General features: G+C 45.5%; 25 protein-coding genes, 1 pseudogene and 1 riboswitch. Of the genes and pseudogenes, 21 read left to right on the top strand and 5 right to left on the bottom strand.

The window, feature by feature from the left end:
- Nucleotide 1 precedes the first annotated feature (1 nt).
- From BBR47_RS18310 to BBR47_RS18265, 10 genes and pseudogenes are all read left to right on the top strand, one after another.
- Nucleotides 2-937 carry a sensor histidine kinase gene (locus BBR47_RS18310; RefSeq protein WP_041749509.1) on the top strand — a complete coding sequence of 312 codons (936 nt, stop codon included), beginning with the start codon at nt 2-4 and terminating at the stop codon, nt 935-937.
- A gap of 155 nt (nt 938-1,092) precedes the next feature.
- The gene (locus BBR47_RS18305) at nt 1,093-2,016 is read left to right on the top strand and encodes an ABC transporter ATP-binding protein (RefSeq protein ID WP_015891923.1); all 924 of its coding nucleotides are present in this window, start codon (nt 1,093-1,095) and stop codon (nt 2,014-2,016) included.
- Complete coding sequence (locus BBR47_RS18300) at nt 2,009-2,701, top strand: ABC transporter permease (protein ID WP_015891922.1); 693 nt, start codon at nt 2,009-2,011, stop codon at nt 2,699-2,701. The genes BBR47_RS18305 and BBR47_RS18300 overlap by 8 nt, the downstream gene beginning before the upstream one ends.
- A 111-nt stretch (nt 2,702-2,812) precedes the next feature.
- A pseudogene (locus BBR47_RS32020) lies at nt 2,813-3,037 on the top strand (hypothetical protein); the annotation flags it as partial.
- A gap of 34 nt (nt 3,038-3,071) precedes the next feature.
- Nucleotides 3,072-5,411 (top strand): S9 family peptidase, encoded by a 2,340-nt coding sequence (locus tag BBR47_RS18295; RefSeq protein ID WP_015891921.1) that lies wholly within the window; start codon nt 3,072-3,074, stop codon nt 5,409-5,411.
- Between the two features lie 68 nt (nt 5,412-5,479).
- The gene (locus BBR47_RS18290) at nt 5,480-6,205 is read left to right on the top strand and encodes a DUF4097 family beta strand repeat-containing protein (protein WP_015891920.1); all 726 of its coding nucleotides are present in this window, start codon (nt 5,480-5,482) and stop codon (nt 6,203-6,205) included.
- Nucleotides 6,206-6,914: 709 nt separating this feature from the next.
- Nucleotides 6,915-7,826: a VanZ family protein gene (locus tag BBR47_RS18280; protein ID WP_070105180.1), complete on the top strand. Its 912-nt coding sequence runs from the start codon at nt 6,915-6,917 to the stop codon at nt 7,824-7,826.
- A 475-nt stretch (nt 7,827-8,301) separates the two neighbouring features.
- On the top strand, nt 8,302-9,474 hold the full coding sequence (locus BBR47_RS18275) for a serine hydrolase domain-containing protein (protein ID WP_015891917.1): 1,173 nt from the start codon (nt 8,302-8,304) through the stop codon (nt 9,472-9,474).
- Between the two features lie 323 nt (nt 9,475-9,797).
- Nucleotides 9,798-10,733, top strand: a complete 936-nt coding sequence (locus BBR47_RS18270; protein ID WP_015891916.1) for an RNA ligase family protein — start codon at nt 9,798-9,800, stop codon at nt 10,731-10,733.
- A 440-nt stretch (nt 10,734-11,173) separates the two neighbouring features.
- Nucleotides 11,174-11,503 carry a DUF1904 family protein gene (locus BBR47_RS18265; protein ID WP_015891915.1) on the top strand — a complete coding sequence of 110 codons (330 nt, stop codon included), beginning with the start codon at nt 11,174-11,176 and terminating at the stop codon, nt 11,501-11,503.
- Nucleotides 11,504-11,552: 49 nt separating this feature from the next.
- Here the strand turns inward: BBR47_RS18265 and BBR47_RS31325 are convergent, their stop codons facing one another.
- Nucleotides 11,553-11,723, bottom strand: coding sequence for a hypothetical protein (locus BBR47_RS31325; protein ID WP_173362204.1), 171 nt, complete (start codon nt 11,721-11,723; stop codon nt 11,553-11,555).
- A gap of 15 nt (nt 11,724-11,738) precedes the next feature.
- Nucleotides 11,739-13,493 (bottom strand): phosphomethylpyrimidine synthase ThiC, encoded by a 1,755-nt coding sequence (gene thiC / locus BBR47_RS18260; protein WP_041749507.1) that lies wholly within the window; start codon nt 13,491-13,493, stop codon nt 11,739-11,741.
- A gap of 147 nt (nt 13,494-13,640) precedes the next feature.
- Nucleotides 13,641-13,753, bottom strand: a riboswitch (TPP riboswitch).
- Nucleotides 13,754-13,999: 246 nt separating this feature from the next.
- On the opposite strand from thiC, the gene BBR47_RS18255 reads away from it, so the two are divergent.
- Nucleotides 14,000-14,881, top strand: coding sequence for a cation diffusion facilitator family transporter (locus BBR47_RS18255; RefSeq protein WP_015891912.1), 882 nt, complete (start codon nt 14,000-14,002; stop codon nt 14,879-14,881).
- 61 nt (nt 14,882-14,942) lie between these two features.
- Here BBR47_RS18255 and BBR47_RS18250 read toward each other — a convergent pair whose 3' ends face one another.
- Both BBR47_RS18250 and BBR47_RS31320 read right to left on the bottom strand, forming a co-directional pair.
- The gene (locus BBR47_RS18250; protein ID WP_015891911.1) at nt 14,943-15,902 is read right to left on the bottom strand and encodes a Ku protein; all 960 of its coding nucleotides are present in this window, start codon (nt 15,900-15,902) and stop codon (nt 14,943-14,945) included.
- Between the two features lie 123 nt (nt 15,903-16,025).
- A complete protein-coding gene (locus tag BBR47_RS31320; RefSeq protein WP_016743266.1) occupies nt 16,026-16,169 on the bottom strand; it encodes a hypothetical protein in 144 nt (47 codons plus the stop codon).
- Nucleotides 16,170-16,613: 444 nt separating this feature from the next.
- Here BBR47_RS31320 and rsmD point away from each other — a divergent pair, with 444 nt between their 5' ends.
- On the top strand, nt 16,614-17,180 hold the full coding sequence (gene rsmD, locus BBR47_RS18245; RefSeq protein ID WP_015891910.1) for a 16S rRNA (guanine(966)-N(2))-methyltransferase RsmD: 567 nt from the start codon (nt 16,614-16,616) through the stop codon (nt 17,178-17,180).
- A 47-nt stretch (nt 17,181-17,227) separates the two neighbouring features.
- Nucleotides 17,228-17,707, top strand: a complete 480-nt coding sequence (gene coaD / locus BBR47_RS18240) for a pantetheine-phosphate adenylyltransferase (RefSeq protein ID WP_015891909.1) — start codon at nt 17,228-17,230, stop codon at nt 17,705-17,707.
- A 1-nt stretch (nt 17,708) separates the two neighbouring features.
- Here the strand turns inward: coaD and ylbJ are convergent, their stop codons facing one another.
- Nucleotides 17,709-18,941 carry a sporulation integral membrane protein YlbJ gene (gene ylbJ, locus BBR47_RS18235; protein WP_015891908.1) on the bottom strand — a complete coding sequence of 411 codons (1,233 nt, stop codon included), beginning with the start codon at nt 18,939-18,941 and terminating at the stop codon, nt 17,709-17,711.
- A 147-nt stretch (nt 18,942-19,088) separates the two neighbouring features.
- Here ylbJ and BBR47_RS18230 point away from each other — a divergent pair, with 147 nt between their 5' ends.
- The 8 genes from BBR47_RS18230 (at nt 19,089) to BBR47_RS18195 (ending at nt 25,510) form a co-directional block, all read left to right on the top strand.
- Nucleotides 19,089-19,883 carry a patatin-like phospholipase family protein gene (locus BBR47_RS18230; protein ID WP_015891907.1) on the top strand — a complete coding sequence of 265 codons (795 nt, stop codon included), beginning with the start codon at nt 19,089-19,091 and terminating at the stop codon, nt 19,881-19,883.
- The gene (locus BBR47_RS18225) at nt 19,880-20,947 is read left to right on the top strand and encodes a SepM family pheromone-processing serine protease (RefSeq protein WP_015891906.1); all 1,068 of its coding nucleotides are present in this window, start codon (nt 19,880-19,882) and stop codon (nt 20,945-20,947) included. The genes BBR47_RS18230 and BBR47_RS18225 overlap by 4 nt, the downstream gene beginning before the upstream one ends.
- Before the next feature lie 84 nt (nt 20,948-21,031).
- Nucleotides 21,032-21,550, top strand: a complete 519-nt coding sequence (locus BBR47_RS18220) for a YceD family protein (RefSeq protein ID WP_015891905.1) — start codon at nt 21,032-21,034, stop codon at nt 21,548-21,550.
- Between the two features lie 140 nt (nt 21,551-21,690).
- A complete protein-coding gene (gene rpmF, locus BBR47_RS18215) occupies nt 21,691-21,861 on the top strand; it encodes a 50S ribosomal protein L32 (protein ID WP_005834357.1) in 171 nt (56 codons plus the stop codon).
- Between the two features lie 151 nt (nt 21,862-22,012).
- Complete coding sequence (locus tag BBR47_RS18210; protein ID WP_015891904.1) at nt 22,013-22,774, top strand: DeoR/GlpR family DNA-binding transcription regulator; 762 nt, start codon at nt 22,013-22,015, stop codon at nt 22,772-22,774.
- Between the two features lie 183 nt (nt 22,775-22,957).
- Nucleotides 22,958-23,737, top strand: coding sequence for an ABC transporter permease (locus BBR47_RS18205; protein WP_015891903.1), 780 nt, complete (start codon nt 22,958-22,960; stop codon nt 23,735-23,737).
- 4 nt (nt 23,738-23,741) lie between these two features.
- On the top strand, nt 23,742-24,530 hold the full coding sequence (locus BBR47_RS18200; protein WP_015891902.1) for an ABC transporter permease: 789 nt from the start codon (nt 23,742-23,744) through the stop codon (nt 24,528-24,530).
- Between the two features lie 11 nt (nt 24,531-24,541).
- On the top strand, nt 24,542-25,510 hold the full coding sequence (locus tag BBR47_RS18195) for an ABC transporter ATP-binding protein (protein WP_015891901.1): 969 nt from the start codon (nt 24,542-24,544) through the stop codon (nt 25,508-25,510).
- Nucleotides 25,511-25,593: the final 83 nt, after the last annotated feature.

Genomic DNA, 25,593 nt, shown 5'->3' with positions numbered 1-25,593 from the left:
GATGACGTTCATTCTATTGATGATAATCGCGATTCTTATCTGTTTAGTCATGTATCAGGCTGTTAATCGCGTGGGCCACCGCAAGCAATTGCGCCGGGTGCGATCAGAGATCGAACGCATATCATCCCTCGCTACCCATGAGAAGTTATTGCTCATGACGAACGACCGGGAGTTCAAAGCGCTACTGATAGAGATTAATCGGCTCTTGGAGGCGCAACATCAGGTGTACTCAGACTATGCCAAAATGGAAATATCGATAAAAAAGATGGTATCGAATATTTCGCACGATCTGAAGACCCCCTTGACCGTCGTACTGGGTTATATTGAGATGCTCCATCTCGATCCGGCGATGCATGCAGAGGAGCGCGAACGTATGCTAGGCAAAGTGTATGTCAAAACCCAAGAGACGTTGGTGTTCATTCATGATTTCTTCGATTTGGCTAAGCTGGAGTCCGGGGATCAAGATATGCCGATGACCCGAATTCTCATGAATGAACGTTGCGGCACGACGATTCTGGCTTATTACGACATTCTTGCGGAGCAAGACTACCTCGTCCATATCGAGATCCCGGATCATCCGATTTATGGCTTCGGTAATGATGAGGGGCTGCACCGCGTGCTGAACAATCTGATCTCGAACAGCATTCAATATGGCAATCACGGCAAGCAACTCGGTTTGACGCTCCGGGAAGATGAATCTTCTGTCTATGTGGATATATGGGACCGGGGAAAGGGCATTGATGCGATGCATATCGATCATGTGTTTGAACGGATGTATACGCTGGAAGATTCGCGGAATAAGTTCTACCAAGGCAGCGGACTGGGTCTTACCATTACGAAGCGGTTGGTGGAGAGTATGGGCGGGTCTATCCACCTCCGTAGCAAGCCTTATGAGTTAACGGTGTTTACCGTTCAATTGAAAAAAGTACAATACTAGCTCATGAATGGAAGAAGGTTAATTCATTTCATGAGTTTTTTCATGAGTATCATCGCATCTGGAGTCAGCTTAAGAATTTCGTAAGAGTGAAGTAAGAAAAAAGAAGATTACGTCCTGTAAGATGCAGTTATGAGAGAGCGAGAGGAGAAAAGAGTATGGAGCATATAGTACGAACGAATCGATTGACCAAGGCTTTTCAAGGGCAGGAAGTCGTCTCGAATGTAAATATGAATATGAAGAAAGGCGAAATCTACGGATTCTTGGGTCCCAACGGCGCAGGAAAAACGACAGTGATGAAGATGATTACGAATCTCGTCAAGCCCACGAGTGGGGAGATCGAGATATTTGGAGAGAAGCTCATGCCGAATTCCTATCATCTTCTGGGACGCATGGGAACCATTATTGAATACCCGGTGTTCTATGATAAGCTGACAGCCCGCGAGAATCTGGAACTGCATTGCGAATATATGGGGTACTACAACAAGAAGGCGATTGATGAAGCGCTGGAACTTGTGAGTCTGGTCGATACGGGCAAAAAGAAAGTAAAGACCTTCTCGCTCGGGATGAAACAGCGCCTGGGGATCGCCCGCGCTATTACGACCAAACCGGAGCTGCTTATTTTCGACGAACCGACAAACGGACTCGATCCGCTAGGGATCAAAGAGTTAAGAGACGTATTCCGCATATTGTGCAAGGAATATGGCACGACGCTATTGATCTCCAGCCACATTCTAGGCGAGATCGAGCAAATTGCGGATACAATTGGCGTCATTCAAGGCGGGCGGTTACTCCGAGAGATTGCGATGGACGAAATTCGCGGCGAGACGACGAATTACATCGAGATTATGACGACGGATTGCAGTCGAGCTGCTTATGTCTTAACGGATAAACTTCAATTGAGTAATATCCGAGTCATCGACAATCAATTCATACGAATCTATGACCAGCATGTGGCGCAAAGCGAAATTACTAAAACCTTGATCATGAATGAAGTGGTAATTGATTCGATTCATAAACGAAGCGGCTCGTTAGAGGATTATTTTTTGCAAGTGTTGAATGGAGGCGGAGTACATGCTTAATTTGATGAAGCTGGAGCTAAGAAAATTTAAGATCATGGGGTATATTCGCAGTGCTGCGATCGCTACTCTGATCATTTTCGGATTCATGATGTTAATGAGCTATTCGCCAGAGCTGCACGGCATAAACGTATTTGAAAATTATAGCAGGGTGCTTTCTATGATAGATGTATTTGTGAGAGGGACATTTATTATTTTCGCGGCCGTCTTACTGGGGCGATTCGTCATCGATGAGTTCAATCATAAGACGATTACCGTCTTGTTCATGTACCCGATCAAACGTCATAAAATCATTGCGGCTAAGCTTCTGGTCGTGATCGCGTTCACCTTTCTATGTATCGTGGCTTCCACGATTATATTGAGTACGTTGTATTTTTTCATCAACTCATTCACACATTTCGTACCGGGTGAAGTGACGCAGACGCTCGTGTTGCAGCACGCTGCGAAATTAGGTTTTCATGCGCTGGCGGCAAGCTTCATTGCGCTGATTCCGCTCTACTTCGGGATGCGCAAATATTCTGTTCCGACGACGATTGTATCCTCCATCATCATCGTATTGCTGACCTGCTCGGACAGTGGCGGATTCAGCTTGAATGACGTTATTATCGTTCCAATTCTGCTAGCCGCGATTGGCATAGCGGTCGGATACATGGCGATTCGCAAAATTGATCAAATCGATATTCGTTAACTTGGTAGAGTATATTTGATATTTTTACGCGATACCAATGATTATTCCCAATAACTAGTTAACCAGCGCATCTAATGCAAAAGAAAGGAAGATAAACATTGGAATAACAACATGAAGCTAGCCATGATTCTCCTATTCGCTTCCAGTATCGTACTCGCCGGATGTACGAAAGAATCCTCTGTCACTAGTACACCAAGTTCGTTCCAGCAAAACTTTTCTATACCGACGAACACAAATGTAAATTCAGAAACATCGGAGATTAGAAATGTCTCGAATGCAGTAAAAGGGGATATTTCTCAAATAGATGTAAATAACATTCATTCCCAAAAATTCAGGGTAACGCTTCCAGCAGAGAGGGGAAACTTAAAGCATGAATGCAAGAAAACGACTAGTCTCCGCAGCGATTGCGGCTATTATGGCCGTATCCGTTCCCGTGTCAGTCATGGCACAAGATGGAGCGAAAAAAGCAGCACCATTGTATCAAGATGGAGTACAGGCACTCGTAACGAAGGGAATAGTTGACAAAGGTGTAAAACAAAATCAAGAGATTTCTGTTAAAGACTTTATCCGCTATGCGGTAATGTCGCTTACATATCAACATGGCATCGATCCGATGAAGGTTGCTTCCGAGAAGGGGTGGTTGAAGGAAGGAGAATTCACTTCCGTTGACGCTCCGATCAAACGCGGCGAGATGGCACGCATGATGGTGAGGGCACTCGGCAAGGAACAGGGAGAAACGAGCTTAGCCGAATATGCGGCAAGCGCCAAGGCACTTGGGCTCATTCAAGGGGATGCAGATGGAAGCTTGCACGAAGATCAGCCAGTGACTGTAGCTCAAGCGGCTGTTGTGCTTAAAAATTACAGCAATAAAATGCTATTAACGATGGACGAGAGAGGTGTGTCACAAATTTCCGTGGAGGATTTCATGCGGAGTCCGGGCAGCTTTGGGTATGAGCTTTCTCCAGATGGCAAGTATCTTTCTTATGCGGGTACTTGGGAGAACCGTTCCAATGTGTTTGTAGAGAAAATCGGTGAGAAAAGCGAGCCTATTCGCGTGACGAGCTCGAGAGATCGCGATATCGCTGGCTTCTTCTGGAAAGGCGATAACATTCTATATCGCAAAGATAAGGGCGGAGACGAGAATTTCCATGTGTATTCGTCCACTTTTAATGGCAATAAGGAAGTGGATTTGACGCCTTACGATAAGGTCAGTGTTCAACTCGTGAGCGATTTATCTGGTGTGAAAGACGAAATTTTGATTTCGATGAATAAAGAAGATGCTACCATCTTCGATGTATATAAATTGAATGTAAAGACAGGGGAAACGAAGCTGATCGCCAAAAACCCAGGGAACATTTTGTCATGGGTAGCTGATCGCCAAGGTAAAATTCGGCTCGCTTCTGAAAGCGACGGTATCGGAAGTACAATGTTGTACCGCGATACGGAGGAAGAGGCGTTCAAACCGCTGGTTACGTTAAATTACGGGGATGCAATGAATCCGCTTGGTTTCTCGGCAGACGGCAAATCGATCTATGCGGTCTCCAATAACGGTCGGGACAAGACGGCGCTCGTCAAGTTGAATTTAAAGGGTGAGGAAGAAGTTCTGTATCAGCATCCGGAAGTTGACGTAACAGGAGCATATTACGACAAAAATCAAGATAAAATGCTGGCGGCTGTCTATGTGACAGATAAAACGCATTTGGCGTTTTTCGATGATAAATTCGAGGCTATGTACCGCAAGCTGCAGCAGAAACTTGGCGTCAGTGAAAGTGAAATCGGGCTAAACGATTATAACGAGGATATGACGAAGCTGATCGTTAGTGTTTCGAATGACAAGACTTACGGGATGTATTATTTTTACGATAGCGTATCCGGAGAGTTAAAAACCTTAAGTAATCTGAGTCCGTGGCTTAAACCAGATCAGATGGCTGATATGTATCCGATCTCTTACAAGAGCAGCGACGGATTAACGATTCACGGTTACTTAACATTACCGAAAAATAAAAAGCCTCAAAACCTGCCGATGATCGTTAATCCGCATGGTGGGCCGTGGACACGTGATATGTGGGGCTTCAACCCGGAAGCGCAATTGCTCGCAAACCGCGGGTATGCCGTACTTCAAATGAATTTCCGTGCATCAATGGGGTATGGGAAGTCCTTTAGGGATGCAGGGAATAAACAATGGGGATTGAAAATTCAAGATGATATTACTGACGGTGTGAAGTGGGCGATTCAGCAAGGGATTGCTGATCCGAAGCGAGTTGGTATTTATGGCGGATCGTTTGGCGGATACGCAACCTTGACGGGCATTACGAAAACGCCGGAATTGTATGCTGCTGCTGTTGATTATGTAGGTATATCGAATATGTTCTCGTTCTTGGGAACGATCCCACCGTATTGGGAGAACATGAGAAATCTCTTAAACGAACGTGTCGGCGATGTCGAAAAGGACAAAGAAATGCTGAAGCAAGTTTCGCCGGTGTTCCACGTCGATAAAATTGTAACTCCATTATTCGTGGCTCAAGGGGCGAATGATCCGCGGGTGAACAAAGCAGAATCCGACCAAATTGTCGAAGCACTCAAAAAACGCGGCGTGCAAGTGGAGTATATGGTCAAGGATGATGAAGGACATGGCTTCACCAACGAAGAGAACTTGATCGATTTCTTCAATACAATGATCAAGTTTTTGGATAAAAATTTGAAGCCGTAGAGCTAATAAGGTAAGAGTTGCTAGGGAATAGGTAGCACAACTAATGCAGAAGAAAGGAAGATAAACGTTTGAACAACAAGATGAAGTTAGCTATGATTCTCCTGGCCGCTGCCAGTATCGGACTCGCTGTAAATTCAGACATTAGAAATGTCTCGAATGAAGCAAAAGGGGATATTTCTCAAATAGATGTAACTAACATTCATTCCCTAAAAATTCAGAGTGACGCTGCTATAGTTACAGTCATAGGAGACAAACAAATCAATCAAGCGGAATGTGAATTATCCAAGGGCAATTCACATGGAATGGATACCAACGTGACTAAGTCGATCCAAGATGGAACATTACAGATTATACTTAAAAATAAACTAAAGATCATAAATACGGGGCCATTGCCATCTTTAACGATTCGTCTTCCGTATAAAGAATTCAAATCCCTTGAGATAGATAATAAATTAGGCAACATATCCGTTGAGTCAGAATTGTCGGTCCAACACTTAAATGTGAGCAGCAGTGCCGGTGACGTTACTGTAACGGATGTAATTGGTATGGAAAGCAGTAACATATCTACTAGCGTTGGTAACGTCGAATTCGCTCTACCTGATCAATCGGCACATCTATATGTAAATCTATCAACAAAACTAGGAAAAATCGATAATCAGGTTCCTCTTGAAAAAGCAACAAATACCACAACGGTTGTTTCCAAAGAACTCCATGGATATGTGGGTGAGGCTCAATCCGAGAGTGCAACGCTCAACATTTCCACACTGACGGGCGAAATTCTGTTCAAAAATTAAATGTCATTATCGTACCAGGTTTGCCATAATCATGATCAGGCCTGGTATTGTTAGCAATCATTTTTAGTTCAACGGACAGAAACAAAGTTTATGTCAACAGACATTGGTGTAATTTGGACTCTGACATACCTGGAATCTCTCTGCTATAGTTGAATATCGAAAACATACGGTCAAAGGAATGCTCTTTGTTTAGAATGCTTTCATGAAGGTTACGCATTTGTGTCATTTAACATCTAGTGACACACACAAGTATGCTTTTTGACAGGAACCATAACTTCAGCTACTCTCTTTGCATATAATGTCTTTACGGCATACTACGAGAGACTGTAGAAGACCAAATGCCCAAGAGGAAAGCCATTGGACATATGTGTGGTAAGGTTGCAAAAATTATCCACAGTGTCCTAAAAGTTGGTATCCCCTACGATCCCAAAAGATACGCAGCAGCCTGTGGTGTCCCATGGAATGAACAGTATAAGGAAAAAACTTTAGATATTAATGGGGAGCCTTTTGAAGCGGAAGAATAAATGCTTGCCGGAATCTTAGATGAATTAGACGAGATTGAGGTTGATGAAGAATAGTGCAAATCCTGTGTTATTCTTTTTTAACGAAAAATAGATCAATTTACAACAGAAACCTAACGCTTTTTTGTGTTAAACGTATCAATTCAAAGTAAAATCATTCAGAAAAAAATAGCTTTAAGGAGATTGAAATGATGGAAACGAAATCACGGAAAATCATCTTAGTTGGGACCATATGCTATACAATTTTAATTTTATTTTTTATGTTCTTTGCGTTTAACAGGCTCGACGGTGCAACTAGTGTAGATGGATACACCTTTATACTTGTTCCAGAGGGAGTACCACTTACATTTCCAGAACTAACTTATTCATGGATTGTTGATTTCGGAAACGTTGCTGCTTTCATCCCTTTTGGAATATTATTTCCCCTGTTGTATCGTGTAAGATTTGGGAAGTTCATATCCTTGTTTGTCTTAACGATTTTTGTTCTAGAAACAGTTCAGGCCCTAACCTATCTAGGTAGCTTTGATGTAAATGATGTGATATCCAATACAATAGGTGCAGCGATTGGTTATGTTGCCTATCGAGTTGGATTTTCTTCAAACCTTTCTTATAAAAAGCTCATGGCTTCGGCTCTAACTATTGTTGTACTTGTATTTGGAGTCATGGTTGTCTCTGAAATCCTCAAAAAAAGAGAAGGCCCCGTTCAATCATTAACGGTTGTCAAAGAAATGACAGGAACTACACCGATGACTGAGAATCTCCCAAGCTTTTCGGTAGCAGGTGAGCAAATAGAGCCGAAAATGAACGTGTATAGCAGTGAAGGGGAATCAACCAAAACGTACCACTATATTCTGGGGAACCAAAAAAATGTCTGGCTTTCTTTCTATTTCGGCATTCCCGACAATGGGGGCTCAAAGGGTGAAGCCAAAATCATCGTAGATGGACAAGAAATAGCTCAGTTAAACGAACAATCCTATCAAGGGGCAGAAGCTTTAAGGGAGATGCCTTTTAACGAGGTAAACGAAATTACCATTATCGTTTCCGGAAACGCTAAGCTGTGGGATGTTGGAATCCGTGGAATGCAACATTGGTGGGAGTAAGGAACAGTACATCCTGTGTGAGCGCAGAGTGAGTAATTCTATTGACCGCTTTTTAGAAAAGATCAAGGAAATTAGAGAAACACTAAACGGGGATTTGTGTATTATCATTGAAAATGAGGGGAAGGAATTCTGGATTCCCACATACGAAGAGTAAGCACCGGACGCGAGAAACGCGTCTTTTTTATTATCAGTTTAACCCCTCAACGAATTTTATCGGTATCCATTCTACTATCCTATTTTGAACGTAAGAATTTTGTAAGGTATGGATAAGAAAAAAGAAATTTTCATTGTATAGGATAAAAATATAAAGAAGAGTGAAAGGGGGGCTAGATAAGATATATTTATGTGAAAAACAAATTGCGAATTCCATGTTGCCCTTTTGTCTTTGGTGAAGATGATAGCTGTGTAGTTAGTTCGAAACAACAAGCATGCAACCACCCACTCATACAATATGAATAGAGGAGAGGAATGCCTTATGAAAACACGTAGTCAAATTACATTTGCAAGTCTTGCCCTTTTAATAGCTGGAAGTTCCCTGTTATACACAACACCAACCGCAATTGTAAAAGCAGAGTCCACGGAAAATGTATCTAGTTCGGCAGACAAAAGTATTCAACGAGATCGTAATTCCGTCAAACAAGCAATGCGGGATACATTGCATTTTGGATTCCCGGGGATACTTGCTAAAGCTTCTGAGGGTGGAAAAACGTGGGGTTATGCTGCTGGGGTAGCGAATCTGAGCACCAAGAAACCAATGAAAACAGATTTTCGCTTTCGTATTGCCAGCGTGACGAAGACGTTCACCGCAACGGTTGTACTTCAATTAGCTGCAGAAAACCGCCTGAATCTAGACGACTCCATCGAAAATTGGTTGCCTGGTGTCATTCAAGGAAACGGATATGATGCTAAACAGATTACTATCCGGCAGTTATTGAATCATACAAGTGGTATCGCCGAATACTCAAGGTCAGAAGAAGCTGATTTCTTTAAAAATACAAAAAAATCGTTTACTGCTGAAGAACTAGTGAAGTTGGGACTTTCGCTGCCCCCAGACTTTGCCCCAGGAAAGGGCTGGTCTTATTCAAACACAGGATACGTATTACTGGGTATCCTTATTGAAAAAGTAACCGGAAACAGCTATGCGGAAGAGATTGAAAATCGGATTATTGAACCCCTTGAATTGTCGAATACATTTCTACCTGGCAATTCAAGCGTTATTCCAGGCACCAACCATGCCCGTGGATATTTCCAACCAAACGGAGCAATTGAGCTAATAGACGTTACTTATTATAACCCAAGTATAGGTAGCTCGGCTGGAGATATGATTTCTACTGCTGACGACTTAAACAAATTCTTCTCTTCCTTACTTAGTGGCAAATTACTGAAGGAACAGCAACTAAAACAAATGTTTACGACAGTTCCTACAGGAAGTGCTGAAATCATCGGATATGGCCTTGGAATCTATGAAACGAAGCTTCCAAACGGTGTCTCGATATGGGGACACTCAGGTGGCATTCCAGGGTTTAGCACTTTTGCTGGAGGTACACTTGGAGGTAAGCATACGATAGCCGTCAATTTGAACAGCTTAGGAAAAGCTGACAATCCTGATCCTTTTAAAAATATTTTACTTGCTGAATTTAGTAAGTAGGCAAAAAGGAAAACTGATAAATTTTGTTATCGTTTTTATAGTTACACATCTACCTTTCTGGTTCAAGGGGGATATCTAGCGAGCGGTTTTAGAAACTATGGGATAGAGATGCATACAGCTAACGATAATTATTAAAAGGGGTATCACCACACGTATCTATTATATTCAATGTAAACTCTCACCTTTCGAAAGGGTGGGAGATTTTTTTTATGATGTGAAAAGAGCAAATAAATAGTGGGTGACAGGATGGTATGAATAACAACAAAAACTCCCATAAAGAAGAGTATAAGATAATACTACATTTCCCTTTTCTGAGGTGAAAAATGAATCCAATTATACCTATGGAGCCAATTAGCTGTGAGGTAATACCCCAGGGGGACGACTGGATCGCCCAAGTTAAATGGGATGGAGTTCGAATCCTAACTTACTTTGATGGTCAAAGGACTCATTTATACAATCGGAGAATAAATGAGCGGACTCACCAATACCCAGAGTTAGCTGACATACAGACATATTGTAAGGCTCGCTCGGTGATCTTAGATGGAGAAGTGATTGCACTAGGAGCTGACGGAAAACCGTCCTTTCATGAAGTGATGCGTCGGGATGGGATTAGACGATTGGAGAAAGTCAGCCAGGCACAGAAGGCTGTCCCCATTACCTACATGATATTTGATGTCCTATTTACAAATAATGAGTGGGTAATCGATCTTACATTGAGAGAGCGTCTCAACTTATTATCAGAAATCATTATTCCCAACGACCATGTACAATTAGTTGAAGGTCATGATGATGGAAACGCTATGTATGAGGTCATCAAACAGCATGGTATGGAAGGCATTGTTATGAAGAATCTAAACAGTAAATACGTCATTGGTGGGAAAGAGAAACAGTGGCAAAAGAAAAAATACTATCGTGACACCATAGCTGTAGTCGGGGGAGTTACGCTGCGTGATAACGTTGTGAATTCTCTCTTGTTAGGGCTGTATGATCCCCAAGGGCGCTTATTTTATATAGGCCACGCAGGAACAGGTAAATTAACTCGAAATGACTGGGTGACTCTGACGGAAAAGATTGTACCTTTGATACAAAATGATAGGCCCTTTGCAAATACCCCAGCAAGGTTCAAGGGTGCTGTGTGGCTGAGACCAAGTGTCACGGTTAAGGTACAATTTGCGGAGTGGACAGAAGGCTATACGTTACGGCAACCGAGTATTCAAGCAGTTGTTGATATACCTGTTGATTACTGTGTCTTGGAGTAGATTCTCATGGTGCAACAAATAGAACATAAAAAACATCCCTCATCTTAAATAGTGGGATGTTTTTCCACGAAATCATCCTTTGATTCCGAAAGTTGAAAATTCACCGGGCGATCATTCGGTGTGAGTGGATGGATTCTTGTTGGAATTTTACGAAACTTTTTTATTGATTAAGTATTGAATTCAAGCTATACTACTCTGTATAAAGAACTGATCGGTTAAGCGGATTTGGGCTGTATCTGGTTGAGCTGCTTCCTCCTTCCGTGGTACGTCCACCACACCTCATGGGAAGGGAGCTGCTCTCTGATATGGCCCTCTTAGCGTCTCTTGCTCCAGTTGCGAATGTTTGTTGTTCACTTTCTTTAATCCTTTTTTCATTGATATACAATTAGAGACTTGTTTATAATGACTGTGCGAACTTATTTACGAAAGAAGGAATTGACTTGCCGTTTCTTCGGTTTAAAGGCTTTGCGAAGCAAGACATAGAGCCCATTTCCCAGATTCTTATAGAAGAGTTTTCCAAAAATGCTGAAGTAGCTCAGGAAAAGGTGAAATTGGAGCTGCTTCAGGTAGAGCAATTGACAAACAGTCCTTTGTCTGTAGAGATCATGATGTTTCCCCGTGAACAAAGGCAACATGATGCGATTGCAAGCGCCGTACACGGCATTTTGAAGAAGCAAGGCTTTTTGCATGTCCATATTTTCTTCATCCTGCTATCGCCTACTCTCTATTATAAGGAAGGACTTCCGTTGCAGGTCGGTACAGCGAAATAAGCAAGAAAAAAGGTCGAGATCCTCCGGAAAGGATTTCGACCTTTTTCTATTAATAATAGAGGCTTTCGGATTGCAGGCACTTGGAGCATGTTCGCGTAAGTGGAGTTTCGATATAGACGTGGCTGCAGTCTTGTTGAATGAGTCGCAATTGTTGTTTAAATTGCTCTAGCTCAGCCTCTAGTCGAATGATCTTTTCGCGTAAACGACTGGCTTCCTCCATATGCATCCCCCTTGATTACGACTGGTACAAACGGCTTCCTTGTTCGCGGAACTCACGCGATTTTTCCTGCATCCCTGCAAGAATGGCGGGATCTTGGGCAGATCCTTGTTCATTAGCAATGTGACGAATGTCGTGGGATATTTTAATGCTACAAAATTTAGGCCCGCACATGGAACAAAAATGGGCGGATTTGGCGGCTTCTGCTGGCAACGTTTCATCGTGATATTCGCGGGCGCGCTCTGGGTCCAGGGACAAATTGAATTGATCGTTCCAGCGAAAATCAAAACGAGCTTTGGATAAAGCGTCGTCTCGCTGTTTTGCCCGCGGATGTCCTTTTGCGAGATCAGCGGCATGCGCTGCGATTTTGTATGCGATTAAACCGTTGCGAACATCCTCTTTATTAGGAAGGCCGAGATGCTCCTTGGGCGTTACGTAGCAGAGCATCGCTGTTCCGAACCATCCAATCATGGCAGCGCCAATCGCTGAAGTAATGTGGTCATAGCCAGGTGCAATGTCTGTCGTGAGTGGTCCAAGTGTGTAAAAAGGGGCTTCATGGCAAATAGATAACTGTTTATCCATATTTTCGCGAATAAGATGCATAGGGACGTGACCGGGGCCTTCAATCATGACCTGTACGTCGTGTTCCCACGCAATTTTTGTGAGTTCTCCCAATGTTTCAAGCTCCGCGAACTGTGCCTCGTCATTCGCATCCGCGATAGAGCCAGGACGCAGTCCATCCCCGAGGGATACACAAATGTCATAGGCCTTCAGAATTTCACAAATTTCAGCGAAATGCGTATACAAAAAGTTTTCCTCATGATGGGCCAGGCACCATGCGGCCAAAATGGACCCGCCGCGAGAGACGATACCGGTAACACGCTTAGCCGTCATGGGGATGTAGCGCAAAAGAACGCCAGCATGAATCGTGAAGTAATCGACGCCTTGTTCCGCCTGCTCAATCAAGGTGTCTCGGTAAACCTCCCATGTCAAATCCTCGGCTTTCCCATTTACTTTTTCAAGTGCTTGATAAATCGGGACAGTTCCGACTGGAACGGGGCTGTTGCGGATAATCCACTCCCGCGTGGTATGTATATGTTTTCCCGTCGAGAGGTCCATAATGGTGTCGGCACCCCAACGAACAGACCAAATCATTTTTTCGACCTCTTCTTCCATCGAAGAGCTGACGGCAGACGTTCCGATGTTGGCATTGATTTTCACATGAAAGTTGCGGCCAATGATCATCGGCTCGCTTTCCGGATGATTGACGTTAGAAGGAAGGATCGCACGTCCAGCGGCGATTTCTGCCCGTACAAATTCAGGGGAGACACCCTCGCGAATGGCAACGTATTCCATTTCCGGTGTGATGATATTTTTTCGGGCATAATGAAGCTGGGTAACATTTTTGCCTGGCTTTGCCCGTTTTGGTTTGTAGTCCTCTCGAGGGAAAGTGGGGAGGGTGGCAGCCTTTTCTTCGTTTCGGATTCCGTCGTCGACTAGTTGTGGTTCGCGACCGACATACGTTTCCGCATCATTTCGCTCATCGATCCACTGATGGCGAATGGAGGGCAGTCCGGCTTGAATGTCAGGAACGTAACCCGCTGCGGTATACTCGCCACTCGTATCGTACACGCGAAGAGGAGGATTGGGTGTGGAGCCAGACAATCCTTCGGTAGGATGAAGGGAAATCTCGCGCATCGGGACACGGATGTCCGCACGACTACCTGTTTCGTATACTTTGCGACTGCCTGGAAAAGATGACACCAATGACATAAAAAAACCTCCTTGTTTTGGCTGCACGAAAGTGAGAACCGTTTAGGGAGGCGAAAGAAACTTCCGCGAAAAAGCGCCGCATAAACAATATGCGACGCCAACGCGAGAGTAGAGAAGAAACGGGTATCCTAAAGATACGCGCGTCTTTTCGTGTCGTATATGACATTCCTCCGCTGGCATTACCCAGTTCAGGTTCAACGGTCGATGGCACAGTACCATCCTCTCAGCCTGGTGAATCCCAAGCTCCCGTGCTTTTTTATTTTGGATTGCAAGAATAGGATAACGGGAAGTCCATTTAAATTCAAGGGAAATTTTCCAGCAGGAAATTGCAGGTGTGCAACACATTTTCCTCCCCCCTATTCTCGTGAATCGGACTAAAACTGTTTCTGTAGACCCACATGATTCCGATCTGTTACGATGAAGTTCGAAAAAAAGCAACTGCTTCCAGCGCTTTGATATTCATCGCTGTCGAAGCAGGATGGAGAAGTATTTTGAGGTGATGAGGTATGGATGTTTATTCGGATCTAAAACAAGGAGAACGTGGAGCGTGGGTGAGTATTTTCGCCTACATTTTCTGCTCTGTATTAAAAATAGGAGTTGCGTATGTCACTGCGTCAGAAGCTTTAATGGCCGACGGTCTTAACAACTCAACAGATGTTGTCGCATCGATTGCTGTTTTGATCGGGCTGCGTATTGCAAGGAAACCACCTGATAATGATCACCCGTATGGCCATTTCCGGGCGGAGACGATTTCAGCACTTGTCGCATCATTTATTATGCTATTTGTCGGAGTTCAGGTTATTACGAATGCTGTACCATCCTTGTTTGACCCGAAAAATTCGGCTCCTGACCTGTTGGCAGGGTGGACAGCACTTGCGACTGCGGTCATTATGCTTTTTGTCTATCGCTACAATAAAAAGCTCGCTATCAAAACAAACAGCCAAGCACTAGATGCAGCAGCGGCTGACAACCGTTCAGACGCATTCGTCAGTATCGGGACGTTTATCGGGGTGGCTGGCGCACAGTTTCAATTGCATTGGCTCGATCCGTTAGCTGCTTTTGTTGTTGGTCTCATCATTTTGAAGACTGCGTGGGACATTTTCAGGGAAGCAACCCACCGTTTGACAGATGGGTTTGACGAGAGCGACCTTGCGGACCTGCGGGCTACGATTTCCTCGATTTCAGGGGTAAGGGATATCAGTGACATCAAAGCTCGCTACCATGGGAGCAGCGTGCTGGTTGATGTTGTGATCCATGTAGATCCCGGTCTGAATGTGGTGGAGAGTCACACCATCACCGAAAAAATTGAAGAACAGATGCGCAAGATTCACCGCATTAACGCCGTTCATATCCATATTGAACCGTGTAGAAAAATGGCGCCTAGCTAGATTTCGTCATGGGAATACAAAAAAACCTGTCCAGTGTGGGCAGGTTTTTTTGTGTGTGCAGCTAACCAGAAGTAGCCTTCTTTTTGCGGAGTGTTTTGGTTGTAGAAGTAGTCGTAGTCTTTTTCAGACTGGCTGGTGCCGCCTTTTTCGATGCCTGCTCTTTTTCGGACGAGGAGGCAGCGGTGGTACGTTTTCGCGCAGGCTTTGACGGAGTTGGTTCGGGCTCGATTTTGATGGGCATAGCGGCTTGACCAGCTGTAGATTCCAAGCTTTCTTTTAGGGCCTGCATGAGATCGATAACATTGGTTCTTGCCACGGTAGGTGCAGTGGCGATCTCCTGACCCTCCAATTTTTTCTCAATCAGTTTTTGCAGATCGGATCGATATTCATCCGTATATTTTGCCGGATCAAAAGGGATCGTCATATTGCTAATGAGCTCAGTTGCCATCTTCAGTTCGTTTTCGGCCAACTGTACAGTGGCTTCAGGCAAGGCAGGTACTTGACTGACGGGACGTACCTCATCTGGATAGAAGATCGTCTCCAGCATGATGCAATGTTCATACAGTCGGATAACGGCCAGGCTTTGCCGATTGCGCATCGTCACCTGTGCAACGCCGATTTTTCCTGTCTGTTCCATAGCCGATCGCAGCAAGGCGTATGCTTTTTCGCCAGTGTCCTGTGGAGATAGGAAATAGCTCTTATGAAAATAAACGGGATCGACCTCCGACAAGTCTACGAAGTCGATAATTTCAATGGCTCTGCGTGTTTCTGGCGTAATGGCTTCCAGATCGTCATCGTCGATCATGACAAAATGTCCTTTTTCGTATTCGAAGCCACGGACGATTTCGCTCGTATCGACCTCGCGTTGACAGTGCGGGCACATTTTCGTGTACTTGATCGGGGTATTGCACTCTTTATGCAGTTGACGAAAGCGAATATCGCGCTCTTCCGTTGCAGTAAACATACGAACAGGTATATTGACGAGGCCGAAGCTGATTGAGCCCTTCCACACCGTATGCATGCGGATACCTCCTTCACAGTTATTTTGTTTAGTATCTGTATCCGCTTAAAAGAAGTGCCGAGGGAATTGAAGGTGGAAAAGTAAAAAGCCAGCCGATTCGATGCGGCTGGCTATTGTATGCAGCTACTGTCCATGTTTGACGATGTCCGATTGATCTGCACGCGATTGCATGTCACGCGCCAGCTCGACGTCTTTGCCTGTGCGGTCTGCAATGGACTGGGCTTTGGACGCCTTCAGCTTTTGTGCGGACGGTCGCTTTTCTGCCATGAATGACTCACTCCTTTCAGGCAAGCTACATGAAGAAGGTGTTGCAGGTATATGTAGTATGTGCTGGACACAAAAAAATACCCCATCGCCAAATGACGAGGGGCGACCGTTCAACTCCTCCCGGTGAAGGGAGCGATGGCACGAAATGCTCCTATCAGACACGTCGTGCGCCTAAGTGAACAGCCTTTCAATTATGGGAGAGGAGAAACCGGAGGAAGAGCTTATGGGGAAACGTAAGTCTTCTCCGCGGTTGTCAGCGACACCGTTGCGTCGCTATTCAACATCTTTTCCAATTGAATGGGGTTATATACCTTTCTTGCGATAAATTTTTCCAGTTGCTAATTTTACGGGTGTATGCAGTTGTGATAGTATGATATCATTCTCAGTCTTAGAAAATCGCGTCTTAAAACATACATATTAGGAAAGCAGACAGGTGAAATGAGTATGCGAGTCATCGCTGGAGAACACAGAGGAAGACGGTTGGCAGCTGTTCCGGGAAAAGGAACGAGACCGACAACCGATAAAGTCAAAGAATCGATTTTTAATATGATTGGCCCGTATTTCGATGGCGGATGGGCATTGGACCTATACGCAGGAACAGGTGGTCTCGGGATCGAGGCATTGAGTAGGGGCGCGGATCGAGCTGTTTTCGTGGAGCGAGATCAAAAAGCATTTGCCGTGGTAAAGGAAAACGTCAGCACTTGCAGGCTAGACGATTATGCCGAGCTATATCGAATGGATGCGGAGCGAGCTATTCGCACACTGAGTACCCGCAATCAAAAATTTGACCTCGTCTTTTTGGACCCGCCATACGCCCAGCAAAAGATCGTAGAAGAAATCGAGATGTTGCAGGAGCTGGGAATGTTGGCAGACGGAGCGTGGATCGTGGCTGAGCATGATATCGCAGACTCCTTTCCGGATGCGATTGGTCATTGTGTGAAGGATCGAGCGGCAAAGTATGGGGATACGGCCGTTACCGTGTATTATTACGATTTGGAGCCACACGCCTAACTTTTACATCAAGGTGCGAAAAGAGCACGAAGGGAGGATAACCCGCTATGGCAATTGCCGTATGTTCAGGAAGCTTTGACCCTGTTACTTATGGGCATCTCGACATTATTGCGCGGGGTGCCAACGTTTTTGATAAGGTCATTGTCGCCGTCTTGATCAATTCAAAGAAAAATTCATTATTCAGCGTAGAAGAGCGTGTCGAATTACTTCGTCAGGCAACGGCTGACATGAAAAATGTTGAAGTGGACTCTTTTGACGGCTTGTTAATTGACTATATGAACAAAAAGGGCGCACAGGTGATCATTCGTGGCCTTCGTGCTGTTTCTGATTTTGAATATGAGATGCAAGTCGCCTCGATTAATAAAAAGCTCGACGAACATATTGAAACGTTTTTCATGATGACGAACAATCAATATTCATACTTGAGCTCAAGTATTGTAAAGGAAGTTGCGAAGTACAAGGCGAGTGTCGCCGATTTAGTGCCGCCGATCGTAGAAGAGGCACTGAAGCGAAAAATGGCTGAGTAGATTATCGCGTCTTGCTGCGGTTCATGTGCGAAAGGGTCAGGCTGGTACACAACAGAATCGCACCGACGCCGATGGCGAGTCCCCCTGATAATAGGAAGGTCTCCCACCAACTCGTCGCAGGAATCTCAGCTTTCGCATGCACAAATACAGGGACGGCTTTCTCGGCGAACCAGGAACTGACTGTGGCAAGTGGCCCCCAAAGGACAAAGGTCAAAATCGCAGCTAGCAAAGCATGCAGGGATCTGGCAATCAAGTAAGGGGCGACACGAATATCCGTTTCACTCAAGATACTTGCGACCTGTGCGTGAACACTCAGACCGCCCCAGGACAATATCGCACTGGCAATGGCTGCTTTCCAGACCAAGGAAACATCATTAGGCACAATGCTCGCTGCCTGTGCGCCAAGGGTTACTTCGAACAATCCAGCCACGATTGCTTGGGAGAAGGCTGGTGGAAAACCAAAGGGACCGAGAAAAATCGAGAGAAGCGTACTGATGATTTGCGTCAGATGAATTGTGGAGAAAAGTTGGATTAATACCGAGAAAACAATGATGAAGCCACCGATCATAAGCAGTGTATTCAGAGCGGATTGCACGGCTTCTCCCATTAATTTTCCGAACGGACGACGATCGCGGATACGTGCCCGATGCATCGCTTGCAAGGCCCGTAAAGGAAGAGGAAGTGAATTTTTCTCCAATGGGGCTGAAGTAATCGCAAAAGGCGCATGAAAACGATAGATTACGCCCATGAGTACAGCTGACAAGTAATGAGTCAGGGCTAAAATGACGCCCATTTGCTCGCTGTGGAAAAAGCCGATTGCCACTGCTCCCATGACGAATAAGGGGTCTCCTGTTGTTGTAAAAGAGACGAGACGTTCACCCTCAGCCTTCGTCACATTGCCTTGCAGACGCAGGCGTGTAGTCAGCTTTGCGGCTACCGGATAGCCGGACGAGAAGCCCATAGCCAGTACGAATCCGCCAGTGCCCGGAACGTTAAACAGTGGGCGCATCAATGGCTCCAGTAACACGCCGACGAAATGGACGACGCCCAGACCCATCAACACCTCAGATAGCACAATAAAGGGAAGGGTAGAGGGAAAAACTACCTCCCACCATATCTTTAGACCGCGTACGGCAGCTTCAAAAGATATCTGCGAGTAAGCAATCAACGCAATAACAATGAAAACGGTCGAGATGGCGAGCAACAAGGTAAGGACGGGTGAGTGGCGTGACATGGATTCCTCCTGAATCGAAGAAAAGTAGTAGTACATGTCTACGTGGCAGGCGGGAGAACTATGCGTAAGCTTGGTCGACGAATCTCTCCTAAGTGTGAAAGGTTCAGCGATTTACCACATAGGCTGGTTACAGGGAGGGGTTTTTCCATGCAGACAAAGCGTAAACCAATCGTGGGTGTAGCCCTGGGTTCTGGGGGTGCTCGCGGTTTTGCACATATTGGTGTATTGAATGCGTTAGAAGCACATGGTATCCAGATTGACATGCTGGCTGGCTCCAGTATGGGCAGTCTGATTGGGGCCGTCTATGCCAACGGGATTGAACCGAGCATGATGGGAAAGCTTGCCATGAATTTAAAACGTAAGCATTGGCTCGATTTAACTGTACCCAGCATGGGCTTTGTTACGGGGGAAAAGATCAAGCAATTGATTCGCCTGTTAACGCACGGGAAGCGCTTGGAAGAGCTGAACAAGCCGCTTGCCATTGTGGCGACGGATATTGAAACAGGGGAGCGAGTGGTATTTCGGGAAGGCCCAATTGATCAAGCAGTGAGAGCGAGCATATCCATTCCAGGCATCTTCGTCCCTGAAAAAGTAGGGGGGCGGCTTTTAGTCGACGGAGGAGTCATTGATCGTGTACCGGTGACAGTGCTGCGTGAAATGGGTGCCGATATCGTGATTGCGGTAGATGTCGCCCAATTCGATACGCGGGTGGAGGTCAAAAGTATTTTTGATGTTATCGCCCAAACCATTGATGTCATGGAAAGGGAAATTCTGCGACATCGAATCATTGCGGCAGACATCGTAATCAGGCCGGATGTTGGACACTATAGCAGTATCGCATACACGGGTGTCGAAGAAATAATCGAGCTAGGCGAACGTGCGGGTACTGAACATATCGAACGCATTCAGGAACGAATTGCAAATTGGGAGGCACAAGAATGAGTGAGGAACAGCTTTATGCCAACAGACGAAGATCTTCAGGAACCAGAGGCTTTAGCTGGATACTTGCCTTGGTTTTTGTCTTGTTGGGTATTTCTTTTTTTGTACCGACGAATTATTACGTGAGTCGTCCGGGTTCAGCGATTGAGTTGGGGCCGATGATCCAAGTGGAGGGCGGGAAGAAGGACGAGACCGGCTCCTTCATGCTAACGACAGTTCGAATGGGCGAAGCGAATTTGCCGTGGTATTGGTATGCAAAAATGGCGCAGGATGTTGAGCTGTTGCCCAAGGAACTGGTTGTCAGCAAGGGCGAGGACAGCGAAGATTTTATCCGTCGAGAACAAGCAGTCATGGACAATTCACAAAAAATTGCGGAGGCAGTCGCATTCCGTCTTGCTGGTTTCGAAGTGAAAATCGAAAAGCAGGGCGTGTGGGTGATGGGTACCTTGGAAGGCTTCCCTGCCCATAAAACATTGCGAATCGGTGATGTCATTACGTATGTAGACGGGGTTCGCACATCTGAGGCAAAAGATTTGCTGACAGCCCTCTCTGCAAAAAAAGCAGGCGATCAAGTCGAAATTACGTACACAAGAGATGGACAAGAGGCCAAAACGATGTTAACCTTGGAACCACTACCTGAATCCAAGTCAGTTGGAATTGGTGTACGCCCTGACAACAAACAGGAAATCATCATTCCAAAAGAAGTAACCATTGCCTCTCAAGGGATTGGTGGTCCTTCTGCGGGGTTGATGATGACGCTGGAGATTTATGACCAGTTAAATACGGAGACGGATTTGACAAAAGGCTATAAAATTGCAGGAACAGGCACGATTTCGTTAGACGGAAAAGTAGGCAGGATCGGTGGCATTAATTTAAAGGTAATCGCAGCGGACAAAGCGGGTGCAGAGATCTTCTTTGCTCCACAGGATACGCCAGATACGAGCTCCAATTACGAGGAGGCGTTAGCAACTGCCAAGCGGATTGGAACGTCAATGAAAGTGGTTCCGATCAAGACGGTAGAAGAAGCGATTACCTACTTGAATGCTCAAAAACCGAAATCTACCTGAGCAAACTAGCTGTCAAGCAAAAATGGTTGACAAAGCTTTGGGCAGGGTCTATAATCATCTTTGTTGTGCATGAGGTGAAATGCTATGAACATTAAGTTAGCAGAGTTAGAGCACCGAAAAGGAGAGCCGTTGCCATTCCAGGTAACTCTGGATGCAGATGAGCTGAAGAAGCGCCATCATGAGATTCGTGGGATTACTCCTGTGACTGCGAGTGGTGAAGCCGTACAGCTGGGCAATCTCTATTACGTAAAAGGAAGCATGAAGGCAGATGTGAATTTTGTCTGCGCGAGATGCTTGAATCCTTTTGTCGATCAGGCAACAGTAGATTTCTCTGAGACATTTGCGCTTTCGGATGATCCGATCCTGCAAGATGATGAGGACAGCGATATCCTTCCTCTGGAAGGCGATGAAATCGAGTTGGACTCACTGCTTCAAGAGGATTTCTTACTGGCTATGCCGACCTTCCCGCTTTGCGAGGAGGATTGTAAAGGTCTGTGCCCGACTTGCGGTGTAAACCGTAATGAAGTGGCATGCAGCTGCAAGAATGAGCGTGTTGACCCGCGATTGGCTGGGTTGGCTGACTTTTTCAAAGACAGCAAATAAGTATTCTTACCGTATTCAAGATGATTCGCCGACCATTCGTGGCAGCGTCTCATTTTTGAAGGATGGCATAAGCATTTTGCCTATACTGTCCACCCAATAGAGCTTCTTAGCATTTGTCAGTTGAAGGAGGTGTAAGGAAGATGGCAGTACCTCAACGGAGAACTTCCAAAACCCGTAAAAGAATGCGTCGTACGCACTTCAAATTAGAGATTCCAGGCATGATCAAATGCGATAATTGCAGCGAATACAAGCTTGCGCATCGTGTTTGCCCAAGCTGCGGTCACTACAAAGGCGTGAAAGTAGCGAAGTAATATTCGCTGCTAAGAAAGCAAGGTGAGAAATCGCCTTGCTTTTTTTGTTCCTTCTTATTACTTATGATTACTTATAAATGCTTATTATCGCTTGTAACTTTTGCTTAAATGACTTATAATGAAGGCAAGATAAGGATGGGGTTGAGGCTTCGTGTTTCAAGAGGAGAGGCTCGCTGCAATTCTTGCATATTTGCAGGAGCACCAGCGTATCAGTGTGCAGGAGGTAGTTGAGCAGTTTGGTGTTTCCCGTGACACAGCGAGGCGTGATATCGTCAAGCTGGAGGAGCAGGGGCAAATCCTGCGGACCAGGGGAGGAGCGGTACTGCCCAGCCTCAACAAAAAGAACTACTCCCATCAGGAACGAATGCAGCTTGATTTGACAGGAAAGCGCAGTATTGCGACAGCGGCTGCTCGTCTGATCAAAGACGGCGATTACATGCTACTCGATGCTTCCACAACTGTTCAGCTCGCAGTGGAATCGTTACAGACCCGCGACCATGTCATCATTACGAATTCATTAGCGACTGCCGCCAGTATGTCCCGAAAAGTAGGCGTTCTTGTCAAGCTATTGGGCGGAGACGTACATGCAGAAGATCAATGTGTGCTCGGTACACGTGTGATTCAAAACCTCGCTGATTTTCATGTCGATAAAGTACTGGTTGGTGCATGCGGTCTTACAAAGGAAGGGCTCATGTCCACGCAGGAGGATCACGGCTTTCTGATTAAAGAAATGATCAAGCGGGCCGATCAGGTGATCATACTCACCGACCATACCAAGTTTGGAAAAAGCATGCTGTATCGCGTTGCAGGTTTTGACCAGATCGATATTATCGTGACCGATAAGCTGCCTGAAAAGGAAATAGCTGAGGCCTTGCACGCCAACGATGTAGAGGTGATTGTAGCTTCCACATGAAGCTATTGATCCATAAAGAAGAGGATAAGTTCCATTTGGCTGGCGTGAATGGGTGACCAGCGTGACAGCAAATGGATTTATCAGGGAGAGTCCTTCAAAAGGGAAGGGCTCTTTCTTTTTTCTTGCATTTGAGTACGGCCCCTGCTATTCTGGTAATCCTGACTTTTCCAAGAGGAGGGTTTTATGGTCTATTGGCGGATTATTCACAAGAGTTATCGTCGAAATCTTCAGTATCGTTTATCACATGTCGTCAACAATGTCGCAAGCTCGATTTTTGGGCTTGTTTTTATTGCCATTTGGACAGGGGTCCTTTCTGGAAAACAAGTTTACGGCCCCTATGATGTCAAAACAATGGGGTTTTACATCGCGATTTGCCAAAGTGTTCTCTGGATGACAACATTTTTGTCCCCAGGTCTGAATGTGCAAATCGCGGTTAGAAGCGGGGCTGTCAGTCTGGATATGATCAAGCCTGTTCACTATCTCTGGTACATGCTCAGCCAGGAGTTTGGGCGACTTCTGTACAACGCTTGTTACCGAAGTGTTCCGATTGGCTTGCTGCTAGGATTAGCGGTGGGCTTCTTTTTTCCCTCCCAGCCGTTTACTTACTTCTGGTTTATCCTCTCGCTTCTACTAGGAACGTACATAGGCATGCTGCTCTTTTATCTCGCGGGCATTTCTTCCTTCTGGACGACAGAAATTCGCTGGGTACACCTCATCCTTTTGTCATTGATCTTTGGGTTAGGCGGACAAATGATTCCGATAGACTTGATGCCCGGGGTCATTGGAAAGGTAGCGCCTTATTTGCCCTTTTCGGCAATGATTTATTATCCGGTCATGACTTTGCTAGAGCTTGCACCTCCTTATGGCATGCTTGTACAAGCCGGCTGGGCACTCGTTTTAACGGCAGTTGCTTTATTGGTGACGAATATGGCAAGAAGAAAGCTAGAAATTCAAGGAGGATAACCACATGTTTGCCCTCTATCGCAAACTGATTGCGGCCAGCATTCGCTCGCAAATGCAATACAAGATAAATTTTGTCACGAGCGCTGCCACGACCGGAATGATTATGGTGCTTGATTTTATTATTCTCTCTGCGATTTTGTATCGATTTCACGATGTGGTCGGCTGGAATATTTACGAGGTTGGGATGCTTTACGGGATTTCCTCGGCATCTGTCTCCTTGTATCGGCTGTTTGCCCCGGAAATTAACGACTTTGAGAAGTACATCGTACAAGGGGAGCTCGATCAATTGCTCATCCGTCCTGTTTCGCCTTTGCTTCTGCTATTGACACGCAATCTTGATTTGTCGAGAGTGGGAGGGTTGGTACAAGGGGTGTCTGTTTTGGTCATCTCCTTGTCGGGTCTTGCGGCGGACGGAAAATCGATTATAGGGTTGGTGCTATTCTCACCGGTTGCTATTTTGTCTGGCGGCGTGATTTATTTCTCGATTGGACTTGCTACGGCTGGGGTCGCTTTTTGGACGCATCAGATGAAAGACATGCTGACCTTTACCATTTATGCGCCGGCCAATGCTTCCAATTATCCGATCGGGCTCTATCCAAACTGGCTCAAATGGCTGTTTTTCTCAGCGATACCGATCGCGTACATGAATTATTTGCCAATGTTGACGCTTTTGGGCAAAGGGGGCGAATGGTTTTATCCAATACTCACCCCGGTAGCCGCAGCGTTTGCTTTTTATTCCGCTCGTATGCTGTGGAATGTCGGGATTCGACACTACCATAGTACAGGGAGCTAAGGAGGGGTAACATGATTGAAGCAAAGCACATCGAAAAATCATTTTTCCTGAATCAAGCCAAAGAGGGGCGCTTTGCTTCTCTACGAACACTCTTTTCTCGTGAACGAAGGGAAGTCAAAGCCGTCCATGATATCTCCTTTTCCATTGACAGAGGCGAGTTCGTAGGATATATCGGGCCGAATGGCGCAGGAAAATCGACGACAATCAAAATGCTGGCAGGAATTCTTCATCCCAGTCAGGGGGAAATACGAATAGGCGGATATAGTCCACAGCGGGAAAGAATTCAGGTAGCCTCACAGATCGGAGTAGTGTTCGGGCAGCGAACACAGCTGTGGTGGGATTTGCCAGTCAGAGATTCCTTCGAAATTTTGCAAGCGATGTACAAGATTGACGACAAATTATATCAGCGATCGATGGAGGTGTATCAGGAACTGCTGGACCTCCATGAATTCCTTGATACGCCTGTGCGCAAGTTGTCGTTAGGTCAAAGGATGAGAGCTGATTTAGCGGCGGCACTGCTGCATGATCCTCCTGTCCTGTTTTTAGACGAGCCTACGATTGGGTTGGATGTGGTTGCGAAGACGCGCATCAGAGCTTTTTTGAAGGAAGTGAATCAGACCCAGAAGAAGACCATTCTATTGACGACTCATGATATGGACGATATTGAACAACTCTGCAACCGGATTATCGTGATTAATCATGGCAAAAAGATGATGGATACGAGCTTGACTGAATTGCGGCAACAGATAGGGCTGCCAAGCCTCATACGAATTGAATTTCGACAACCGCCCAAAAAGCTTTACGACCTAGAGGGAATCCAGCGGATGGAGCTTTCAGAGAACGTACTTTCGATTTACTTCGACAAAGGAAAAATTTCTTCGCCGCGAATCCTTGCCGAAGTGGCGGGGTGGGGTGAACCTTTGGACATCCAGATGAAAGAACCGGGGATTGAGGAGATCATTCGTCTCATTTATCGGTAGGGACGGCTACCTAATTTCGCGATCCATACTTGTAATTCCACATCTTCTCCCTTATACTGTGTTTTGGTACCAGGTATTAAAAA

The organism is Brevibacillus brevis NBRC 100599 (assembly GCF_000010165.1).
GTDB lineage: Bacteria > Bacillota > Bacilli > Brevibacillales > Brevibacillaceae > Brevibacillus > Brevibacillus brevis_D.
The sequence above is the reverse complement of the archived record's forward strand: the minus strand, read 5'-3'. Positions and strand labels throughout refer to the sequence as shown.